This window comes from Paenibacillus sp. CR_12 (assembly GCF_041953985.1).
In the GTDB taxonomy this organism is placed as follows: Bacteria; Bacillota; Bacilli; order Paenibacillales; family Paenibacillaceae; genus Paenibacillus_AQ; species Paenibacillus_AQ lautus_A.
Map to the genome: position 1 here is coordinate 476,804 of NZ_JAVFHO010000001.1, position 18,061 is coordinate 494,864.

Here is an 18,061-nt window from a genome sequence, read left to right on the forward strand (position 1 = left end):
TCCCTGTGAGTATTAATAAATTCAAAGTTCTGGTAAAGGTCGTCGAGCTCGGAAGCTTGACCAAAGCCGCCGAAGTGATGGGATTTACGCAGTCCGGCGTCAGCCATATGATCAACAGCCTGGAAGATGAGTTCGGCTTCTCGCTGCTGATTCGAAACCGTTCAGGCGCGAAGTTGACGACCAATGGCGAGGAGATCGTGAAGACGATGCGGGAAATATTGAAATGGAACGAGCATTTGGAGCAGCAGGTGGCTTCCATTCATGGAATCGAGCTGGGAACCATTCACATCGGCACCTTTACCAGCGTCGGCGTTCACTGGCTGCCTGGGATTATCCAGGATTTCCGGCGGGATTATCCCCATATCGAGATTCGTTTGGTCGAAGGAGATTATCGGGAAATTGAGGATTGGATCGCGGAGGGCAAAATTGATTGCGGCTTTCTGTCACTTCCGACGTGGGATACATTCGATGCGATTCCTCTGCATCAAGACCCGATGCTCGTACTGCTGCCAATGGAACATCCGCTTAGCTCCGAGGACTCCATTGCCTTAGCCCAAATTGAGAATGAACCGTTTATTATGCCAAGCAAAGGCTCCGATTACGATGTGAACCGGGTGCTGGAGAAAGCCCCGACCAAGCCGGATATCAAATATACGCTTGGAGACGATTATGCCATTATGGCCATGGTGGAGAAGGGCCTGGGCATCAGCATTCTTCCCGAACTTGTGCTGCGAGGGCAGCGGCGGAATATACGGCTGATCGAATTGAAGGAGAAGAGTTTCAGATCGCTTGGCATTGCGGTAAGCTCCTTGCGGGAAGTATCTCCGGCAACGAAACGATTCTTGAATTACGTTAAAAGTTACCCGAAGCTGTAGCCGCCAAACGGGCGCGATATGAAGCTCATACCCAGCATCCAGGCTCTATTACAAGGCAAGATCTTCGTTCATGTTATTTCACTACATAAAACAATTCGTGTCACAAAATCGCTTGTTGGAATTGTTATATAGGTAAACACAGAAGGAGGTGAGCTCGCTTGCAGCCAACCATCCCCGGGGAAGCGGAAGGAAAGAGAGAAGCCATTGAAGCGATTGTAGAACAAGTCAAAACAGGAGATAAACACGCATACCAAGCGATCATCCTCCAGTTTGAGCGGCAGATGTACACGTACTGCTACTATATTCTGAAGAATCATGCGGAAACCGAAGATGCGGTGCAAGAAATATTTATTCGTGCCTATGAACATCTTCATCAGTACAAGAGACAGGTGTCTTTCTCCGCCTGGTTGTATAAAATGGCCTATCATCATTTGATCAATATCAAAAAGAAGCAGAGCCGTTTTCTTAACCTGATTGAGCATTACAAGGAACAACAGCCGGTTATGCAAATATCTCAGCACGAGCCGGTTGTGTACGAGCTGTTAGCCTACTTGACGGCAGAAGAACGACACATATTGCTGCTGAAGGCCGTTGAACAGTATACCTTCGAGGAAATCAGCGACATTATGGGACTCAAGTCGGCAACGATACGAAAGAAGTATGAACGATTACGACGTAAACTGATGGACCGAATAAGCCAAAAAGGAGAGGTAGCACGTGGGACAATCGCCAAAACAAACGGAATTCGCTGAAATGAACGTACTAGAAGATATGATTCGAGAATCGTCTTTACCGAAGAATAGCATGAGCTATCAAATTATGAACAGGATTGGAGAACGTGAAATGACAAGGACAAGAACATCTTCCAAAAGAAAACCGAACGTTTTAAAAAGAACAATACTCGTTGCCTCCGCAGCTGCTGTGCTGGGAGGAAGCGTAATCGGGTCAGGATTTGTATCGCCGGTCATGGCAGCAACCCTGAAGCAAATCCCAGTGCTCGGCGTGTTATTTGAAGGAACCAGCGAAGATGCTGTGAAAGCTGCTATAGAGCAAGGGATTCTATCCGAACCTAACTTGAGTGTAACTCACGATGGCGTGACGTTGAAGGTAGCTGACGTTCTATATGACGGAACCCGGTTGTCCTTTATCCTGGAGCGCGAGGGCGTGGATTTACCGAGTACAGCTTCTCCGTATTTTAGCAAAGACGCTAAATTCATCGGTAATCCCGATAGCGAGTATGTTAAGTCGAGGACAGTAGCTAAGGAAGATCAGGAAAAAGGCTATATCGAAAGACCGCGAATCCTAGTAGACGGACAAGAAGTGGCGATGGGCGAAGGGAGCTTTGGAGATTATCCGCAACAGGACAATGCCTATATCGTTGAGCTTACCAAAGGTCTGAAATTACCCGATCAATTCGAGCTGACCATTCAGGCCAACGTAACTCAAGTGAACGAAACCTACGAATTCAGGGTCCCTGTGAATGTCACTAATAAATCGGTTGTCGTGAAGCCGGACCAGGCTACGAAATCGGATGGACCATTCAGTTATACCGTCAAGCAATTGGATATTTCACCGGTATCGACCCGCTTGGTTCTGGACAGTAAAGGCGAGGTGCCGGCTTCTGCAGAGCAAACAGGCGATTACATCGCGAGCATGGTCTATTATGAGCTGGTGGATGATCAAGGGAATGTGCTGACTCCGCGGAAGTTTGATTACTTTAACAGCAAGCCGGAGACCGAATATCATATCGATCAATTGTACAGTCCTGTAAACGGAACTCCGAAATCCATCACGATTAAACCGTTTACCCTGACCGTAAACAAGAAGGATTGGAGCGTTGTCGGTCAAGGGAAGGACAGCTTCGGAGATAAAACATATCTGACGGATCTGGAACTGACCATTCCGGTTCAGCCATAACAACGAGTGCAAGAATAGGGGCCAAAAGATCTTAGATCTTGCGGGAGGCCCCCTTGATCAAAACATAAGCCATAGCGGTGTGTCGGGAATAACTTCCTGAGCACCGCCATGGCTTTATTTGACAATTTTCTGTTTTTGAGAGCCGTACGTCAAGCACCTAAATCTACTTTTGGGATGGCCTCTCTTTCATTCATCATTCTGGCTTAAGTTTCGGCCCGAAATGTTTTGCCTAACGGGTTGCCAAGGCCGTAATAATGCCGGAAATTATAGATTAGCGGGCTCCATTGGTCGGGATTAATGTGATGGTCATTCCAAATGATATTGCTATGGGCGTGTATATGGATCGCCTGTGTTTCGACAATAGCAAACATGGAAGAATAGTCAGGAATCCGGATGTTTTTCACGGTGGCCTCGATTTGAATGGGGCACTCCATGATGCGAGTAGGCTTTACGGCAACAGAATCCGCAGGCGTTAACCTGCATACTGCATATTTATCTTTTTCATATGTAAAACCGTTCTTTGCCTTATCCTCAGGAACCGGATATTTTCCTGTATGAGGGGCTAACTGCTCAACATTCTCCCATAAGGAAGGGTCCGGAATATTGATGACGCATTCAGGATGCCGTTCCAGGTTCTCAATCGCCTTCCCCCCGAGTCCGATGCCAAGAATGATATGTTCTCCCAGCGCCCATGATGAGGAGATGGGACTGATATTGACGGTGTCATCTTCATTCAGGGTGTTGAGCAAAATAACCGGAGTTCCATAATACAGGATTTTCGGTTTAATTAGTTCAGTGTCGATCATTTGAGCGGTTATTTTCATAAAATGTTCCTCCCATTAACGGTTCTATCCCAAATCATTGTAGAATAGAAAAGGTTCGATGCTCATCGAAATATGGATTACATCAGGAGGGATGGAGATGAATGCGAGTCCGAACATAGCACAGGTAGCCTCACTCGTAAGCGATGCATCGAGAGCGGCCATCATGACCGTCTTATTGGATGGTCGTTACCACCCGGCAGGAGAGCTGGCGTACATGGCAAATATCAAACCGCAAACGGCTAGCTTTCATTTATCCAAAATGGTTGCGGCGAATCTGGTGGCCGTCGAAAAACAGGGAAGGCATCGTTATTACGGAATAGAGAACCAGGAGGTTGCCCGGATCATGGAGAGCCTTCTATCGATAACGCCTCCCGTTGAAATAAGATCATTCAACCAAGCTTTGGAGCACGAAGCCATTCGCCATGCAAGGACTTGCTACGATCATCTTGCGGGGAGTTTGGGAATTCTATTGACGGATTCGCTTCTCAGTGCAGGGATTTTATCCGAAGTGGATCATCAATTTACGGTTACCGAAAAAGGAGAAGGCTTCTTCAGGGCGTTTCAAATCGATCTGGAACGCGTGAAGAGAAAACGCCGCTCCTTCACGCACCGATGCCTGGACTGGAGTGAAAGACGTCATCACCTTGCCGGGGCGCTGGGCCATGCGCTGTTGGAAAGACTATTTGAATTAGGATGGGTACAAAGGATGCCAAAAACCAGGGCCATTAAAATCACGCCCGAGGGCAGGAAAGGGCTAAACGAAACGTTTCATATTGATATCGAATAGGCGCAGGTTTTTCGGCATGAAGCAGTGGATGCCAGAAAAAAGGACTGCCGCCGCCTCATCGGAAGATGAAGCGGCATGCAGTCCTTTTTATTAGAGATTAGCGCAGCGTCTTCAAAGCACCGCTCCAAGCGAGCACTTGGTCGAGCATGCCATTCAGGTTGACAAGATGCAGATCTGCCGGTTTGAACACAGAGCCGTTCTCGAAATCAGTGAATAACGAGAGGGCAGGATGTACGCGAACGTCCGCCACGGACAGCTCGCCCAGGATTCCGCGCAGATGCTCGGCAGCGCGTGCGCCGCCAACAGAACCGTAACTCACGATGCCTGCAGCTTTATTGTTCCATGCCTCACGGGCATAATCGAGTGCATTCTTCAATGAGCCGGAAATACTGTGGTTGTACTCCTGAACGATGAATACAAAGCCGTCCAAACTTGCAAGTTTGGTATTCCAAGCCGTTGCTTGTTCAGTCGCGTCGGCCTCGCCCAAAAGCGGAAGCTTGTAATCCGCGATATCTACGATTTCGTAGTTTGCATCTCCGCGCTCGTCAGCGATACGTTTAACCCATTCACCTACTTGCGGACTTAAACGACCTTGACGGGTACTGCCTAAAATAATACCGATATTCAATTTGGACACTGTTCTTACCTCCCGATTATTCTGAATATATTGTGATCATGGTGTGCTTGTTATTTTGCATGAGCTAATCATAATCTTAGTGGGTTATCTTTGTCAAGCAGCTTACTAAAAGTTTGTGTAAAATATTCTAAGTTTTTTTGTATTCATGCACGGGTGGATATTCACCTGAAATCGAACGGTGTTTTGTACCACATAGACAGCTGCGATGTTATACTGGTCATGTGCCTTGGAACCCACTTTTTCGTGCCGGGATCACACGCGTCATTCAGCAATTAACGTACATATGAAGATTGGAGAGGTGAAGCAAGAATGGAACTTAGACAATTAAGAACGGATGAATTTGACATCAGCACGAAATTATCCGAATATGCCTTTCAATATACGCTGACGCCGGAGCAGCGGGAGTCCAATCAGAAGCATTTTAAACCAGAGCGATTCTGGGGGATTTTTGACGGGGAAGAGCTGCAGGCGAAACTGACCATCATTCCGCTGCAGGTCTATTTGCAGGGGAACACTTTCGCGATGGGCGGCATTGCGGGCGTGGCAACATGGCCGGAGAACCGCAGACAGGGACATGTCTCGACGCTGCTTAAGCATGCATTGCAAGAAATGAAGGGCAAGGGACAGACCCTCTCCTTCCTGCATCCGTTCTCGATCCCGTTTTATCGCAAGTTTGGCTGGGAATTGTTCGCGGAATATTATAAGTACGTCATTCCGGTGTCCAAATTTCCGCGTAAAGTGGAGGTGCCGGGCCGCGTTGTAAGAGATGTAAACGACATTGCTGTACTGGATGGCATGTATCAGGCCTATGTCAGCCGGTATAACGGTACCCTAGTGCGCGAAGAGGCATGGTGGACAAGATTCGTCCTGCAGGGAGACAATCACAGCGTTGTGTTTTATTCTGCCGAGGGCAAACCGACGGGCTATGCGTTATATGAGCTAAAAGACAAAGAACTGGTGTGCGACGAATTTGTTTTCCTGAATGAAGAAGCCCGAAGCGCGCTTTGGACTTTTTTTGCAAACCATGATTCCAGGATCGAGCAGGTGACCATGACGATGGTGCCGACGGATGACCAGCTGCCCTATATGCTGCCGGATCCCCGCGTTACCCGGGAAACGGTTCCTTACTTCATGGCCCGTATCGTGGATTTACAATCCTTCGTGGAGCAGTATGCTTTTGAAGCGGGGCGGGAAGCTGTCCTGACCATCGAGGTGGAGGATTCCGCAGCGCCTTGGAATGCAGGCCTGTGGAGGCTGTCGGTGAATGGAGAGGGGAAAGCGGAACTGTCGGAGCTCCCATCCGATCGAGGGGAGCAGGCGGATCTGTCTACCGACATTCAGACACTGTCGGCCTTGTTTACCGGATATAAAAGACCGCAGGCACTGTATTCCATCCACCGCCTGACCGGAGATGCTAAGGCTGCAGCACAGCTGGAAACGATGATTCCTGCAGGCCAAACCTACCTCATGGATTTCTTTTGAGAAAGGGATAACGCTTGGTGCTTTCGGAAGAATATCGTCGAATTCGCTTTGTCGTTAGTATATACGAAACACACAAAAAAGCCTGGGTACCAGGCTTTTTTGCGTTTCGATCATCTAAGGGTATAAATTCAATCCTGAACCTCTTTTTTGGAGAAAACATAGAGCTTTCCGTCATCCCCATACTCCGCGTATGCGATATCTTCCAAGGATTCAAAACCTTGTTCCCGCGCTTTCGATTGAATCTCATTGTGTTCGATGTGCTTGCCCAGCATGGATTCCTCGAGCAGTCTTCCCTTGTCGACAACCGTTACCGTGAAGGGATCCGGCTTGGCTTCGATGCCAAGATCCTGGGCCGACGGCGGCTCGTATTCGGGTTTGCGCATGACGGATAGCGAGCCGTCCGTTTCCAGAATGGCGTATTTGACTTCGGTTAATGAGAAAATATTTTGCCGTCTGAGCATGGACAGCAGCTGTTTATATTCCATGTCGTATTTATCGAGCAGCTTTTGGTTGAGCTTTCCGTTATCGATCAGAAGAACCGCCCGCCCTTCCGTTAAATAGCCGAACTTGACAAAGTGGGTGGTTGCCTTCTCGAAGAGGAAAGACATGGTTGTCCATAACGCTAGAGCGAATAACAAATGGGACAATTTTACTTTATCATCATAGAGGCTTGCCCCAACGATTTCACTCAGGATTAAGGAGGATAGGAAGTCAAGCGGTGTAAGCTGACTGATGGTTTTGCGCCCAGTAACAAAGGTGATGATCCATAGCCCGAAAAAGCTGATGATCAGTTTGACTCCTAAATCGATAAACATATCCATGGACAACCCTCCTTGGGAAGCAGTGTAATTGGTAAGTTATTAAACGTTTTCGCTTCGCGCAGAAACAAGGGAGATTTAACCGGTTAGGGTAATCATTGACGCAATGAACAATATTCAATAATCGATCTTTATGAATGAGAGCTGCTGGTTAACAGCGGCTTTTTTGTTTTCAGTTATGGATTCATTCGTGAATTTGACAACTTCTCAATAGACGCTTGAAAGTGATGCGGCGTCATCTTGTAAGATATAATTCGTCAACGAAAATCACGGAGAATGTCATACATATCGACAAGAGGGAGATGGGAGAATTGAAAAAGGGAGATATCATTATTTACGCATGCGTCATCATCGGGGCCGGGATCGGTTTAACGCTAGACCATGCTTTTCCGGGTGTTCTGGTCGGTTTGGGTATTGGATATTTGGTCAAAATGACCCTGAAGGACGAGGAATCGTAAACATGGAAAAGATGCTGACATAGGATACATGAGGGAAGGATTTGTTATCCAAATTAACATCGAACTATCTTTGAAATTAGGTTTGACAATTAGAAAAAACTGACTTATAGTACTTTACTATCAGCAACGATCAAAGACATGATTCGTGAAACGACCTGTCCAGAGAGAGAAGCGATTGGTGAAAGCTTCTTCCGCGCTTGTTTCTTGAATTACCCCTTTGTAGCTGTGTTTTTGAACCCAGATCGGTCGTTCGACAATCGAAATGGAACTAGAAAACACCGAATCATCCCCGTTACCGGATGTCTGAATGAGGATCCGACAAAGCGCGCGGCAGTACGAGCGTTTGCCATTATCGGATCAAATTAGGGTGGAACCACGAGCTGAACGCACTCGTCCCTTAGGGATCGAGTGCTTTTTTGCGTTCAATCTAAATTTGATGGAGGGATCACCATGTCAATTGTAGTAACGCTGCAGGACGGAAGCAAGAAGGAGTATCCCGCACAAACGACGATGATCCAAATCGCGGAATCCATCCATTCAGGACTGAAGAAAAATGCGGTTGCAGCCAAAGTGGATGGCAAACTTGTGGATTTGAATCGTGAGCTTCGCGAAGATGCGGAAGTAAGCATCATTACACTGGATTCCGAGGACGGATTGTACGTATATCGGCACAGTACGGCCCATCTGATGGCTCAGGCCGTGAAACGGCTATACGGCAGTGAATCTGTTCATCTTGGGGTGGGACCGGTCATTGAGGATGGTTTTTATTACGATATGGATCTGGGGCATTCCATTACGGCCGATGACTTGATTGCCATCGAACGAGAAATGCAGAAGATCGTTCAGGAAGACCTGCCGATCCTTCGCAAGGAAGTGGGGCGTAAGGAGGCTGAACGTATATTCCAAGATGATCCGTATAAAATGGAGCTTATTCGTGAACTACCGGAGGACGAGGTTATTTCGGTATATGAGCAGGGCGAGTTCGTTGACTTATGCAGAGGGCCGCATCTTCCATCCACGGGCAGAATCAAAGCGTTCAAATTAATGAGTGTGGCGGGTGCTTATTGGCGGGGGAACTCCGACAATAAAATGCTGCAGCGAATCTACGGAACGGCGTTTCCCAAGAAGTCGCAGCTGGATGAGCATTTATTGCTGCTAGAAGAAGCCAAGAAACGGGATCATCGGAAGCTGGGAAAAGAGCTTGGCCTCTTTATGTTCTCGGAAGAAGCGCCCGGCATGCCCTTCTTTTTGCCGAACGGGATGATCATTCGCAATGAGCTGGAGCAATTCGCAAGAGGGCTTCAATTCCATCGCGATTACGATGAAGTGCGGACTCCGCTGATGATGAACAAGCGCCTGTGGGAAATGTCCGGTCACTGGGATCACTACAAAGACAATATGTATTTTACGCAAGTAGACGAGACGGAGTATGCGCTGAAGCCGATGAACTGTCCAGGACATATGTTGGTCTACAAAAACTCGCTGCACTCCTACAGAGAGCTGCCCATTCGCATATCCGAATTCGGTCAGGTTCACCGCCATGAGTTCTCAGGCGCTCTTAACGGCATGATGCGGGTGCGCACGTTTTGTCAAGATGATGCGCATATTTTTGTAAGGCCCGATCAGATCCAGGAAGAAATCAAACGGGTTATCGATTTTATCAGCCGAGTGTATCAAGTCTTTGGCTTTGAATATACAATCGAGTTATCGACAAGGCCGGAGGATTCCATGGGCTCCGAGGAACTATGGGAGCAAGCGGAGTCTTCGCTGCAGCAGGTACTGGATCAATTGGGACTGCCGTACCGGATTAATGAAGGGGATGGAGCGTTTTACGGACCCAAAATCGACTTTCATATCCTCGATTCCTTAAAGCGAAGCTGGCAGTGCGGCACCATCCAACTGGATTTCCAGTTCCCTGAAAAGTTCGATCTGTCCTATATTGGAGAAGATAATCAGAAGCATCGGCCGGTTGTCATTCACCGGGCGGTGTTTGGATCCATCGAGCGTTTTATCGGGATCCTTACGGAGCATTACGGCGGGGCTTTCCCGATGTGGCTTGCTCCCGTACAAGTGATGATCATTCCGGTGTCGGATCACTATATCGATTATTCCTTGAAGGTGAAGAAGCGTCTGGAGAATGCAGGCATCCGGGTGAACGTCGATGTCCGAAATGAAAAGCTGGGTTATAAAATCCGTGAAGCGGGACTGTTGAAAACGCCTTACACGCTTGTCCTTGGCGAGAAGGAAATGAACTCCGATCACGTATCGGTTCGTAAACGGGGCGAGGGCGAGCTTGGCGAGATCGCGATGGATCAAGTCATTGAACGGCTTCGGAACGAGATAGAGTCAAAAGAATTTTAATTCTTCGTTGTGGCTGCCGCTTTCCGCAAAGGGAGCGGGATGATCTTCGTCACCGTGTGCGACCCCAAACCATGGTATGATTTGGATGTGCCTGTTAAGCGGTACATGTTAATGATGAAGGAGAGAGTACCGTTGCAAACGTACCCGAGCAAAGAGGCTTTCATCGCTGAAATTCAACGAACGTATAAGCTGTTTGACCAAGAATTTGATGATGTCCCGGAGGATAAAAAGAATCATCGCATTGGCGAAGTCGACAGAACGCCGCAAGAAATGATCGCCTATCAGCTTGGTTGGCTGTCTCTCGTCCTGAGCTGGGAGCGGGATGAACGAGCCGGCATCGAAGTTACGACGCCGGCCCCTGACTATAAATGGAATCAATTGGGGGCGCTGTATCAGCGTTTCTACCAAGCGTATGACGGCTATTCTTTGGAAGAATTGCGTAGCATGCTGAAGCAGAGGACGGATGAATGGTGCGAATGGATCAACCGGTTGACCGAGGAAGAGTTGTTTCGTCCGGGCGTTCGAAAATGGACGGTAACCAGCGCCAACTGGCCGATGTGGAAATGGCTGCACATCAATTCCGTCGCCCCTTTCAAAAGCTTCAGAACCAAGATCAGAAAGTGGAAAAAGTTCGTCGCGTAACGCTTTACCGCTTCAAGGGCAAAACGAACGATCCGAGGTTTACCTCGGATCGTTTTTTTGGTTGGATTAGAGCTGAATGGGAAGGCTGGTTCCTTTTTTACCGACTAAAGGCTGCAAAAGTCAAAATAATGCACATCAAGGCAAAAATCGGCTCTACTAGAACCGGGCGACTCTCCTTATCATGAATCGTAATCAGGATCGATTTGAAGGGAGCAAGGTGTTATGTGGAGCAATGCGATTCAAGATGCCGTAGAGAAAATCCGGAAGAACATGGATGCCTTCGGGGCAAGATTTCCCCACGTCAGCAGGGACGGAGCTTATTTGCTGAATGACAATGACGACTGGACGAACGGCTTCTGGAGCGGCCTGCTCTGGCTGTGTTATGAATACACAGGCGACGAGGCCTTTAGATTGGGAGCAAAACGAACAGTGGAAGATTTTCGCCGCCGCTTTGCAGAAAAGAAGGTGCTTGATCATCACGATATCGGGTTCCTGTATTCCTTGTCCTCGAAAGCGGAATGGATCGTCGAGAAGGACGAGAGTGCCCGCCAGTTGACGCTTCAGGCTGCGGATCTGCTGCTGAAACGCCGGCGTCCAAGCGGAGGATATATTCAAGCGTGGGGTCCGGAAGGAGACGAACAGGAAGGCGGCCGCATCATTATCGATTGTTTGATGAATCTGCCGCTGCTGTTCTGGGCGGGACAGCAAACCGGAAATTCCCAATATCGGGAAATTGCAATCATGCAGGCGGAGAAGACAAGGCGCTATCTCGTACGGGGAGACGACAGCTCATACCATACCTTTTTCTTCGATCCCAATACGGGGGAGCCGATCGGCGGTGCCACGCATCAAGGCTATACGAACGGTTCGACCTGGACGCGGGGACAAGCATGGGGGGTATATGGCTTCGCGCTGGCTTATCGATACACCGGAGATCACGCATACCTGGATACTTCCAAACGAATGGCCAGATATTTCCTAAAGCATTTACCGGAGGATCATGTCGCCCTTTGGGACTTTAACGCCCCCGTAACCGCAGAGACTTACCGCGACAGCTCGGCTTCCGCCATCGTGGCAGCGGGCTTGCTGGAACTGATTGGACATTTGGAGGAGGGGGATCCCGAAAGAGCCGGATTTGAACAAGGATTGAAGGATTCCATGACCTCGCTGGTCCGCCACTATTCCACGATCGGCCAAGAAGCGGAGGGTCTGCTGCAGCATGGCTCTTATCATGTGCGCGGCGGCTTGTCCCCGGATGATTTCATGATCTGGGGTGATTATTTTTATCTGGAAGCTTTAATTCGGCTGGAGACCGGCAGCAAGGGGTACTGGTATGAACGCTGATGCCATGGAAGCTTCGGCGAATGCTGTTTTGGAGATTTTGAACCTGAAGGATCCCGCTATGGGTTCGATGCAGGATGCAGACGATCAAGGTCATCGGCACGATTTACTGTGTAAACTGCATCAATACTTCACCTGCCGGAGGACACCCGGATGGTGGATGAGCGGCGAGGATAAGCAGTATATCACCGATTACGTGAAGCAATATTGCGCAGATGGACTGGAAACCGTGATGAAGACGGCGGAAGAAGTGGTGCAGCAGACGTTCCTGTTCCGTTTTCCGTGGGATATGGAACGGAGCCAAATTCCCGTTACATTTGAGGGAAGCGTGAATTGGTCCCATATTCCCGATCAAGACGCGGAGTGGGCTTACATGCTGAATCGCCACCGCTATTGGGTGGCGCTGGGACAAGCGTATGCAATGACGGGCGACGAGAAGTATGCGGAAGCGTTTTGCCGCCAACTCGAAGACTGGATCGATCGGAATCCTGTCCCCAATGAGCCAACGACGGATACGCTGACATGGCGACCAATCGAAGCCGGTCTGCGCAGCGCGAACTGGATCAAGTCACTTCGATACATGATCGGCAGTCCATCCCTGACTCCGCTGCTGCTCGGCAAAGCCCTGATTTCGCTTCACGAGCACGGGGAGTATCTGGCTGCTTCCTTCACCAGCTGGAAGCATATCAGCAACTGGGGCGTTCTGGAAACGTGCGGTTTATACCATATCGCACTGTACTTCCCTGAGTTTAAGAGTTCGGCACGATGGCGGGAACTAGGGGAAGAGAGACTGAATGAGACGGCCCGGCTTCAGATCATGGTAGACGGCATTCACTGGGAGCAGTCGCCAACGTACCATCATGAGGTGCTGGCTTGTTATCTGGACTGCGTTCACCTCGCCAATCTCAACGGGTTGGAGCTTGACGGCCTATTCCGGCATAAGGTACGCGAGATGGCCGAAGCCTCCCTGTACTGGGCAAAGCCGAACCACAAGCAGCCGATGCTGGGAGACAGCGACGACAGCGATATCCGTTCCATTCTGACCTACGCCGCGTGGTTATTTGAGGATCCCGTTTTGCGCTTTGGCGGATATGCTCTGCCGGATTACGATCATGCCTGGCTGTTCGGCATGTCGGGCATCCGGGATTACGAAGCGATGGTGCCCGCGGAGCCGCCATCCCTAAGCCGAGCTTTTCCCCATTCCGGCCATTATACGATGCGAACGGGCTGGGGCGAGGATGCGCTGTACCTTTATTTTCACTGCGGCCCGCTCGGGGGAGGCCATGGCCACGCCGATATGCTGCACATGGATCTCCATGCGTACGGCCGGGATCTGCTCACCGATCTCGGAAGGTATAACTATAGCGACCATACACCGCTGAGAAAAGCTTTAAAGGAGAGTTCAGCCCATAATACTACGGTCGTCGACGGGATCGGGTTTACCGGGGTCAAGGATACCTGGTCTTTCGACCGGATTGCCGGGCCACTGGGCTGCAGATGGATCAGCAAGCCGGAGTTCGATTATGTCGAGGGGGCGCATGACGGCTATCTCTATGGGAGTGATCCGTTGTATCCGCGCAGAAGGATCATCTTTATCAAGCCTTATTTTTGGCTGCTGATCGACAGCTTGGCTTGCCTTGAGCAGCATACCTTTACTCAGCATTTTCATTTTCCGCACCCGCCAGGAGAAGTCCGGATGGAAGGGGAGTCTTTGATTTGCCGCACAACCACCCTTGGGGAGGCGAATCTTTCCATTATCCCCGTAGCTGCAGACGGCCTGCGTGGGGAAGTCGGCGAAGGCATGATTTCCCGCGAATATAACCTGCTGGAACCGAATGCGAATGCGGCTTACTCCCGAACCGGGAAAGGATGCATCAGCATCATGCAGGTGCTGTATCCTCATCGTGCAGGCGATACGGCCTTGCCGCGAGTCCGTAAAGTGCCTGTTTATCGCCAAACGGGCGAACGGGTTCATGACGGGCAAGCGGAAGCATGCGGGATTCAGCTGCCGGATATGGATGAAGAGTTTATTCTCGTTGTTAGTCACCGTGCGCCGTCCGGTCATTATGACTCTTATGTGGTGGAGGGCATGCAGATCTTCGGGGAGGTTGTTCTGATGACCCTTCAAGGCAGAAATAAGCAAGCAACTGTCATCATTTAATGAATGCCGCCGGCACAAAGGACTGATAGAATAAAGAGGACTAGAGCATAAGAGAGGCGCAGAGAAAAATGTTCAAATTCACCTTCTACAAACGCATTCAGCTGTCTTTCCTTTTGCTGATCTTTATTCCGCTGATCGCGGTTTCTATCATTTCATTTGTTCTGATCCGAAATACGATGGTAGAGAAGCTGCAGCTCAGCAACGAGAATGTCCTGAACGTCATGACCGACGAGCTGAGCAAGACGATTGACGATGTCACGTTTGCCTCCCATTTTATCGTGAACGATACGAACGTTCGCAATATCCTGAAGTCGTTTGCAGACACCAAACGGCTGGCTACTTATCAGGATTACGTGCATTTCAGACAGATACAGGACGTGTTCTCCCTGATAAATTCGAAGCCGCTGAATAATAACGTCCGCATGTACCTGGTCAACCGTCAGCACTTCGTCATCTCTTCCGGCACGGAGGATTTGACCGCAATCAACGGAAGCCTCGACAAGCTGATGGAGCGCGTCGATCTCAGTAAACCTGAAACCCTGCAATGGCTTGGGATGGCCGGCGGCGACTCGGCAGGAAACGGAAAAAGCTATTATATAGCCAGGGTCATCTATGACAGCCGCGAGAAGAGGCAAGTGTCCGTATTGCTCAGCGCCATTTCCGATACGTACTTCAACAAGCTGCTGGGTACGATCGACTTTGGCAAGGTGGCGCTCTTTGACGCTAACGGCGAATACATCGCAGGCCATACCGGGCTGATTCCGCATCATACGGAAACCAAGGGCAGCGTCCGAACGGACAGAACCATATTGAAATCGAACTGGAAGCTGGCTTACGAGGCCTCGGAGAAAGAGTGGTCGGGGCAGATCTCCCGGACTTTTTATACCGGTCTTGCCGGTGTTCTTCTGCTGTTTCTGGTGTTCTCCGGGATGTCCATCCTGATGGCCAAGAGGCTCCACAGTCCGATTCACAAGCTGCAGCGGGTGGTACGCCAGTTCGGGATGGGAAACCTGGATGTCAGGCTGGAGGTCAAGGGCAAGGATGATATCGCCGAATTGGGGCAGACGCTGAATACGATGCTCGATCAATTGCAGCGGTTGATTCACGATATCGAACAGGAGCAGGAACAGAAGCGGGTGATGGAGCTCGAAGCCTTGTTTATGCAAATCCGTCCCCATTTTTTGATCAACACGCTGAATTCGATCAAATGCAGCCTGATCTTGACGAAGGATACGCTTCACAGCGGCATTATCGATTCCCTGATGAGTTTGCTCCGGGCTTATCTCAAGGTTAATGAGCCGGCCACTTTACGCGAGGAATGCAAGCTGCTGGGCCATTATGTCGACATTATGAAAATCCGCAACGAAATCCCGCTTCATTTAGAGGTCGACCTGGAACCGGAAACCGAGGGGCTTATTTTGCCGAAACTCATTTTGCAGCCTATCGTTGAGAATGCCATCGTCCACGGGCTTGTCGACCATCAGACTCCACGCATTGAGATCCATTCCCGAAGCAGCCTGGACGGGATCAGGATTGAGATTACAAACAACGGTACAGGGGCCGATGAAGAGCTGCTCCAATGCCTTAACCGCAGGCTGGGGAAACCAAGCGAAGAGCAGGACGGAGCCTACGAGAGAGTCGGTCTGATGAACGTGGTCCAAAGACTCCGATTGACCTTCGGACCGGAAGCGAGTTTGACGCTCGCCAACCTTCCGCATGGCGGAATGTCAGTTACGCTGTACTTGCCCTTAAGTCATCATCATGGGTTTTTGCCGGAGGGAGAAGAAGAATGATGTATAGAGTAATGCTTATCGACGATGACGTTCCCATGCTCAAGGTATTGCAGCAGATGATTGACTGGGAAGCAAACAATCTGCAGATTGCCGGCAGTACGTATTCCAGCGCGAAAGCGCTGCTTATGTTTGAGGAAGTGAGGCCGGACATCGTCATTACGGATATCGGGCTGCCGCAAAAAAACGGCATGGAGCTGGCAGAACATTTTATTCGCATGAAGCCGGAGGTTCGGATTATCTTCCTGACCTGCCATGAAGATTTTCATTATGCCCAGCAAGCCGTAAAACTGCAAGCAGACGACTATTTGATCAAAGACCAGCTGACGGCCGAGCAGCTGGAAGAGAGCCTTGGCAAATCCATGCACTTATTAAAAACGCGGGCCGGTCTGATTCATCGCGAGGCGGCGAGTTACAACAGCCAGCTCTTTCGGCAGGATTTGCTGCAAAGGGTAATCAACGGCTCGCCTTCCGAGTCCACTTTGGCTTATGCGGGACAGATCGGCATCTCCTGGACGTATCCGTGGTTTATGCTGGGACTGGTCAGCATTCGGCTCTCCAGCTTTGACCAGCGTTTCAGAAAAACGGAGCTGCCGCTGATTTTATACGCAGTCTATAATATCGCGATGGAATTGTCGGAATCGTTTGAAGGCATTACGCCGTTCATGGAACAGGGGAACATTGTGATTCTGCATAACTTCAGGGTGAATCTCGCACAGAATGCCAGTTTGCATCTGCACAATTATTTGCGGCAGCTGCGATATCAATGCGTCCACTTTCTCAAAATTCAACCGAACGTTATCGCGGTCACGGACAAAATGGAATTAAGCTCGATCGGCTCCATCTATCAGGAAATTGTGCACGGCAGGTGCGAATTTTACGAAAATACCGATTATACGATAACCGAGGTTTCTCAAATCCGATCAAGGTGGTTCCAATCCGCGCCGCAAGGGTTTCTTGACGGCTACGCATCCGAGCTGGAACGAAATCTCATCAAGCAGGATCTAGACGGTATACGTTGCACGCTTCAGAAGATCGCCGGTACAGCAAAAGAACTGTCCATTGATCCAGGAGACTTTGCCAGGGATTTGTCTTCCATGCTTCGCGGCATCGAATTGATGATTTCCAGTCTCAAATTCGATGAGGATCTATTCGCCTATCTTGCTGCAGTCCGCACCTTGGAGGATATGATGGAACTGGTGGAGAGAAAGCTGACCCAAATGACGGGAACCCGGCAATCGGGGGCGGGAAACCACGCTCATGAGCCGAAGCTGCAGGTGATCCAGCAGTATATCGATCAGCATCTTGACGATAACATCACGTCGATCGACATGGCACGCTATCTGTTTTTGAATCCGAGCTATTTTTCGCGATATTTCAAACGGATGACGGGACTGACCTTCACGGATTACGTGCATCAGTACAAAATGAAGATGGCCACCAAAATGCTCAGAATGTCCGGACAAAATCTGGAGACGTTGGCCATGGGTTTAGGTTATTCGGACAGGACGTATTTTTCAAAAGTGTTTAAAAAATACGTGGGAACCACGCCGAGCGAATACAAAGCGAAGTACACCGCGCGTAAATAAGAGGACCGATAGCATTCCATTACTTATACAGAAGCATGCCGCCCGGCAAGGGCGGCTTTTTAAAGTTTTCAGCAAAGCGCAACGAAACATAGGCTCCACTTTGTGGGGCATTTTGTTTTGGGGTCCCGCAAAGTACTTGGAATAGCATCGAAGCTCTGGCTTCACTTTGTGGGGCATTTTGTTCTGGGGTCCCCGCAAAGTATTTGGAATAAGCAACGAAGCATAGGCTCCACTTTGTGGGGCATTTTGTTTTGAGGTCCCCGCAAAGTATTCGGAATAAGCACCGAAGTTTAGGCTCCACTTTGTGGGGCATTTTGTTTTGGGGTCCCCGCAAAGTATTTGGAATAAGCATCGAAGCATAGGCTCCACTTTGTGGGGC

The 18,061-nt window shown here is 49.6% G+C and carries 15 protein-coding genes; 12 read left to right on the top strand and 3 right to left on the bottom strand.

The annotated features are described in order from the left end of the window. The first annotated feature begins 5 nt into the window (after positions 1–5). The 3 genes from RB297_RS02250 (at position 6) to RB297_RS02260 (ending at position 2,792) form a co-directional block, all read left to right on the top strand. A complete protein-coding gene (locus tag RB297_RS02250) occupies positions 6–875 on the top strand; it encodes a LysR family transcriptional regulator (protein ID WP_192572199.1) in 870 nt (289 codons plus the stop codon). Between the two features lie 158 nt (positions 876–1,033). Then, the gene (locus RB297_RS02255; RefSeq protein WP_375119598.1) at positions 1,034–1,627 is read left to right on the top strand and encodes an RNA polymerase sigma factor; all 594 of its coding nucleotides are present in this window, start codon (positions 1,034–1,036) and stop codon (positions 1,625–1,627) included. Continuing rightward, complete coding sequence (locus tag RB297_RS02260; RefSeq protein ID WP_096775508.1) at positions 1,593–2,792, top strand: DUF4179 domain-containing protein; 1,200 nt, start codon at positions 1,593–1,595, stop codon at positions 2,790–2,792. The genes RB297_RS02255 and RB297_RS02260 overlap by 35 nt, the downstream gene beginning before the upstream one ends. Positions 2,793–2,995: 203 nt before the next feature. Here RB297_RS02260 and RB297_RS02265 read toward each other — a convergent pair whose 3' ends face one another. Then, positions 2,996–3,616 (bottom strand): flavin reductase family protein, encoded by a 621-nt coding sequence (locus RB297_RS02265; protein WP_375119599.1) that lies wholly within the window; start codon positions 3,614–3,616, stop codon positions 2,996–2,998. Positions 3,617–3,713: 97 nt separating this feature from the next. Between RB297_RS02265 and RB297_RS02270 the strand changes: the two genes are divergently transcribed. Next, entirely contained in the window at positions 3,714–4,403 is a 690-nt protein-coding gene (locus RB297_RS02270) for an ArsR/SmtB family transcription factor (RefSeq protein WP_096775510.1), read from the top strand. Positions 4,404–4,500: 97 nt separating this feature from the next. Here RB297_RS02270 and RB297_RS02275 read toward each other — a convergent pair whose 3' ends face one another. Beyond that, positions 4,501–5,040 (bottom strand): NADPH-dependent FMN reductase, encoded by a 540-nt coding sequence (locus RB297_RS02275; protein WP_009593544.1) that lies wholly within the window; start codon positions 5,038–5,040, stop codon positions 4,501–4,503. Positions 5,041–5,349: 309 nt separating this feature from the next. On the opposite strand from RB297_RS02275, the gene RB297_RS02280 reads away from it, so the two are divergent. Beyond that, entirely contained in the window at positions 5,350–6,522 is a 1,173-nt protein-coding gene (locus RB297_RS02280) for a GNAT family N-acetyltransferase (RefSeq protein WP_096775511.1), read from the top strand. A gap of 128 nt (positions 6,523–6,650) precedes the next feature. On the opposite strand, the gene RB297_RS02285 is transcribed toward RB297_RS02280, so the two are convergent. Next, positions 6,651–7,343 (bottom strand): DUF421 domain-containing protein, encoded by a 693-nt coding sequence (locus RB297_RS02285; protein WP_096775512.1) that lies wholly within the window; start codon positions 7,341–7,343, stop codon positions 6,651–6,653. A 308-nt stretch (positions 7,344–7,651) separates the two neighbouring features. Between RB297_RS02285 and RB297_RS02290 the strand changes: the two genes are divergently transcribed. From RB297_RS02290 to RB297_RS02320, 7 genes are all read left to right on the top strand, one after another. Next, a complete protein-coding gene (locus tag RB297_RS02290; protein ID WP_375119600.1) occupies positions 7,652–7,798 on the top strand; it encodes a hypothetical protein in 147 nt (48 codons plus the stop codon). A 450-nt stretch (positions 7,799–8,248) separates the two neighbouring features. Continuing rightward, complete coding sequence (thrS, locus tag RB297_RS02295; RefSeq protein ID WP_375119601.1) at positions 8,249–10,159, top strand: threonine--tRNA ligase; 1,911 nt, start codon at positions 8,249–8,251, stop codon at positions 10,157–10,159. Positions 10,160–10,291: 132 nt separating this feature from the next. Continuing rightward, complete coding sequence (locus RB297_RS02300; protein ID WP_096775514.1) at positions 10,292–10,801, top strand: ClbS/DfsB family four-helix bundle protein; 510 nt, start codon at positions 10,292–10,294, stop codon at positions 10,799–10,801. 222 nt (positions 10,802–11,023) lie between these two features. Further along, a complete protein-coding gene (locus RB297_RS02305; RefSeq protein ID WP_375119602.1) occupies positions 11,024–12,145 on the top strand; it encodes a glycoside hydrolase family 88 protein in 1,122 nt (373 codons plus the stop codon). Next, positions 12,135–14,303, top strand: coding sequence for an alginate lyase family protein (locus RB297_RS02310; protein ID WP_096775516.1), 2,169 nt, complete (start codon positions 12,135–12,137; stop codon positions 14,301–14,303). The genes RB297_RS02305 and RB297_RS02310 overlap by 11 nt, the downstream gene beginning before the upstream one ends. 68 nt (positions 14,304–14,371) lie before the next feature. Beyond that, a complete protein-coding gene (locus tag RB297_RS02315) occupies positions 14,372–16,096 on the top strand; it encodes a cache domain-containing sensor histidine kinase (protein ID WP_375119603.1) in 1,725 nt (574 codons plus the stop codon). Beyond that, the gene (locus tag RB297_RS02320) at positions 16,093–17,682 is read left to right on the top strand and encodes a response regulator transcription factor (protein WP_375119604.1); all 1,590 of its coding nucleotides are present in this window, start codon (positions 16,093–16,095) and stop codon (positions 17,680–17,682) included. Before RB297_RS02315 ends, RB297_RS02320 begins: the two co-directional genes overlap by 4 nt. The last annotated feature ends 379 nt before the right edge of the window (positions 17,683–18,061 follow it).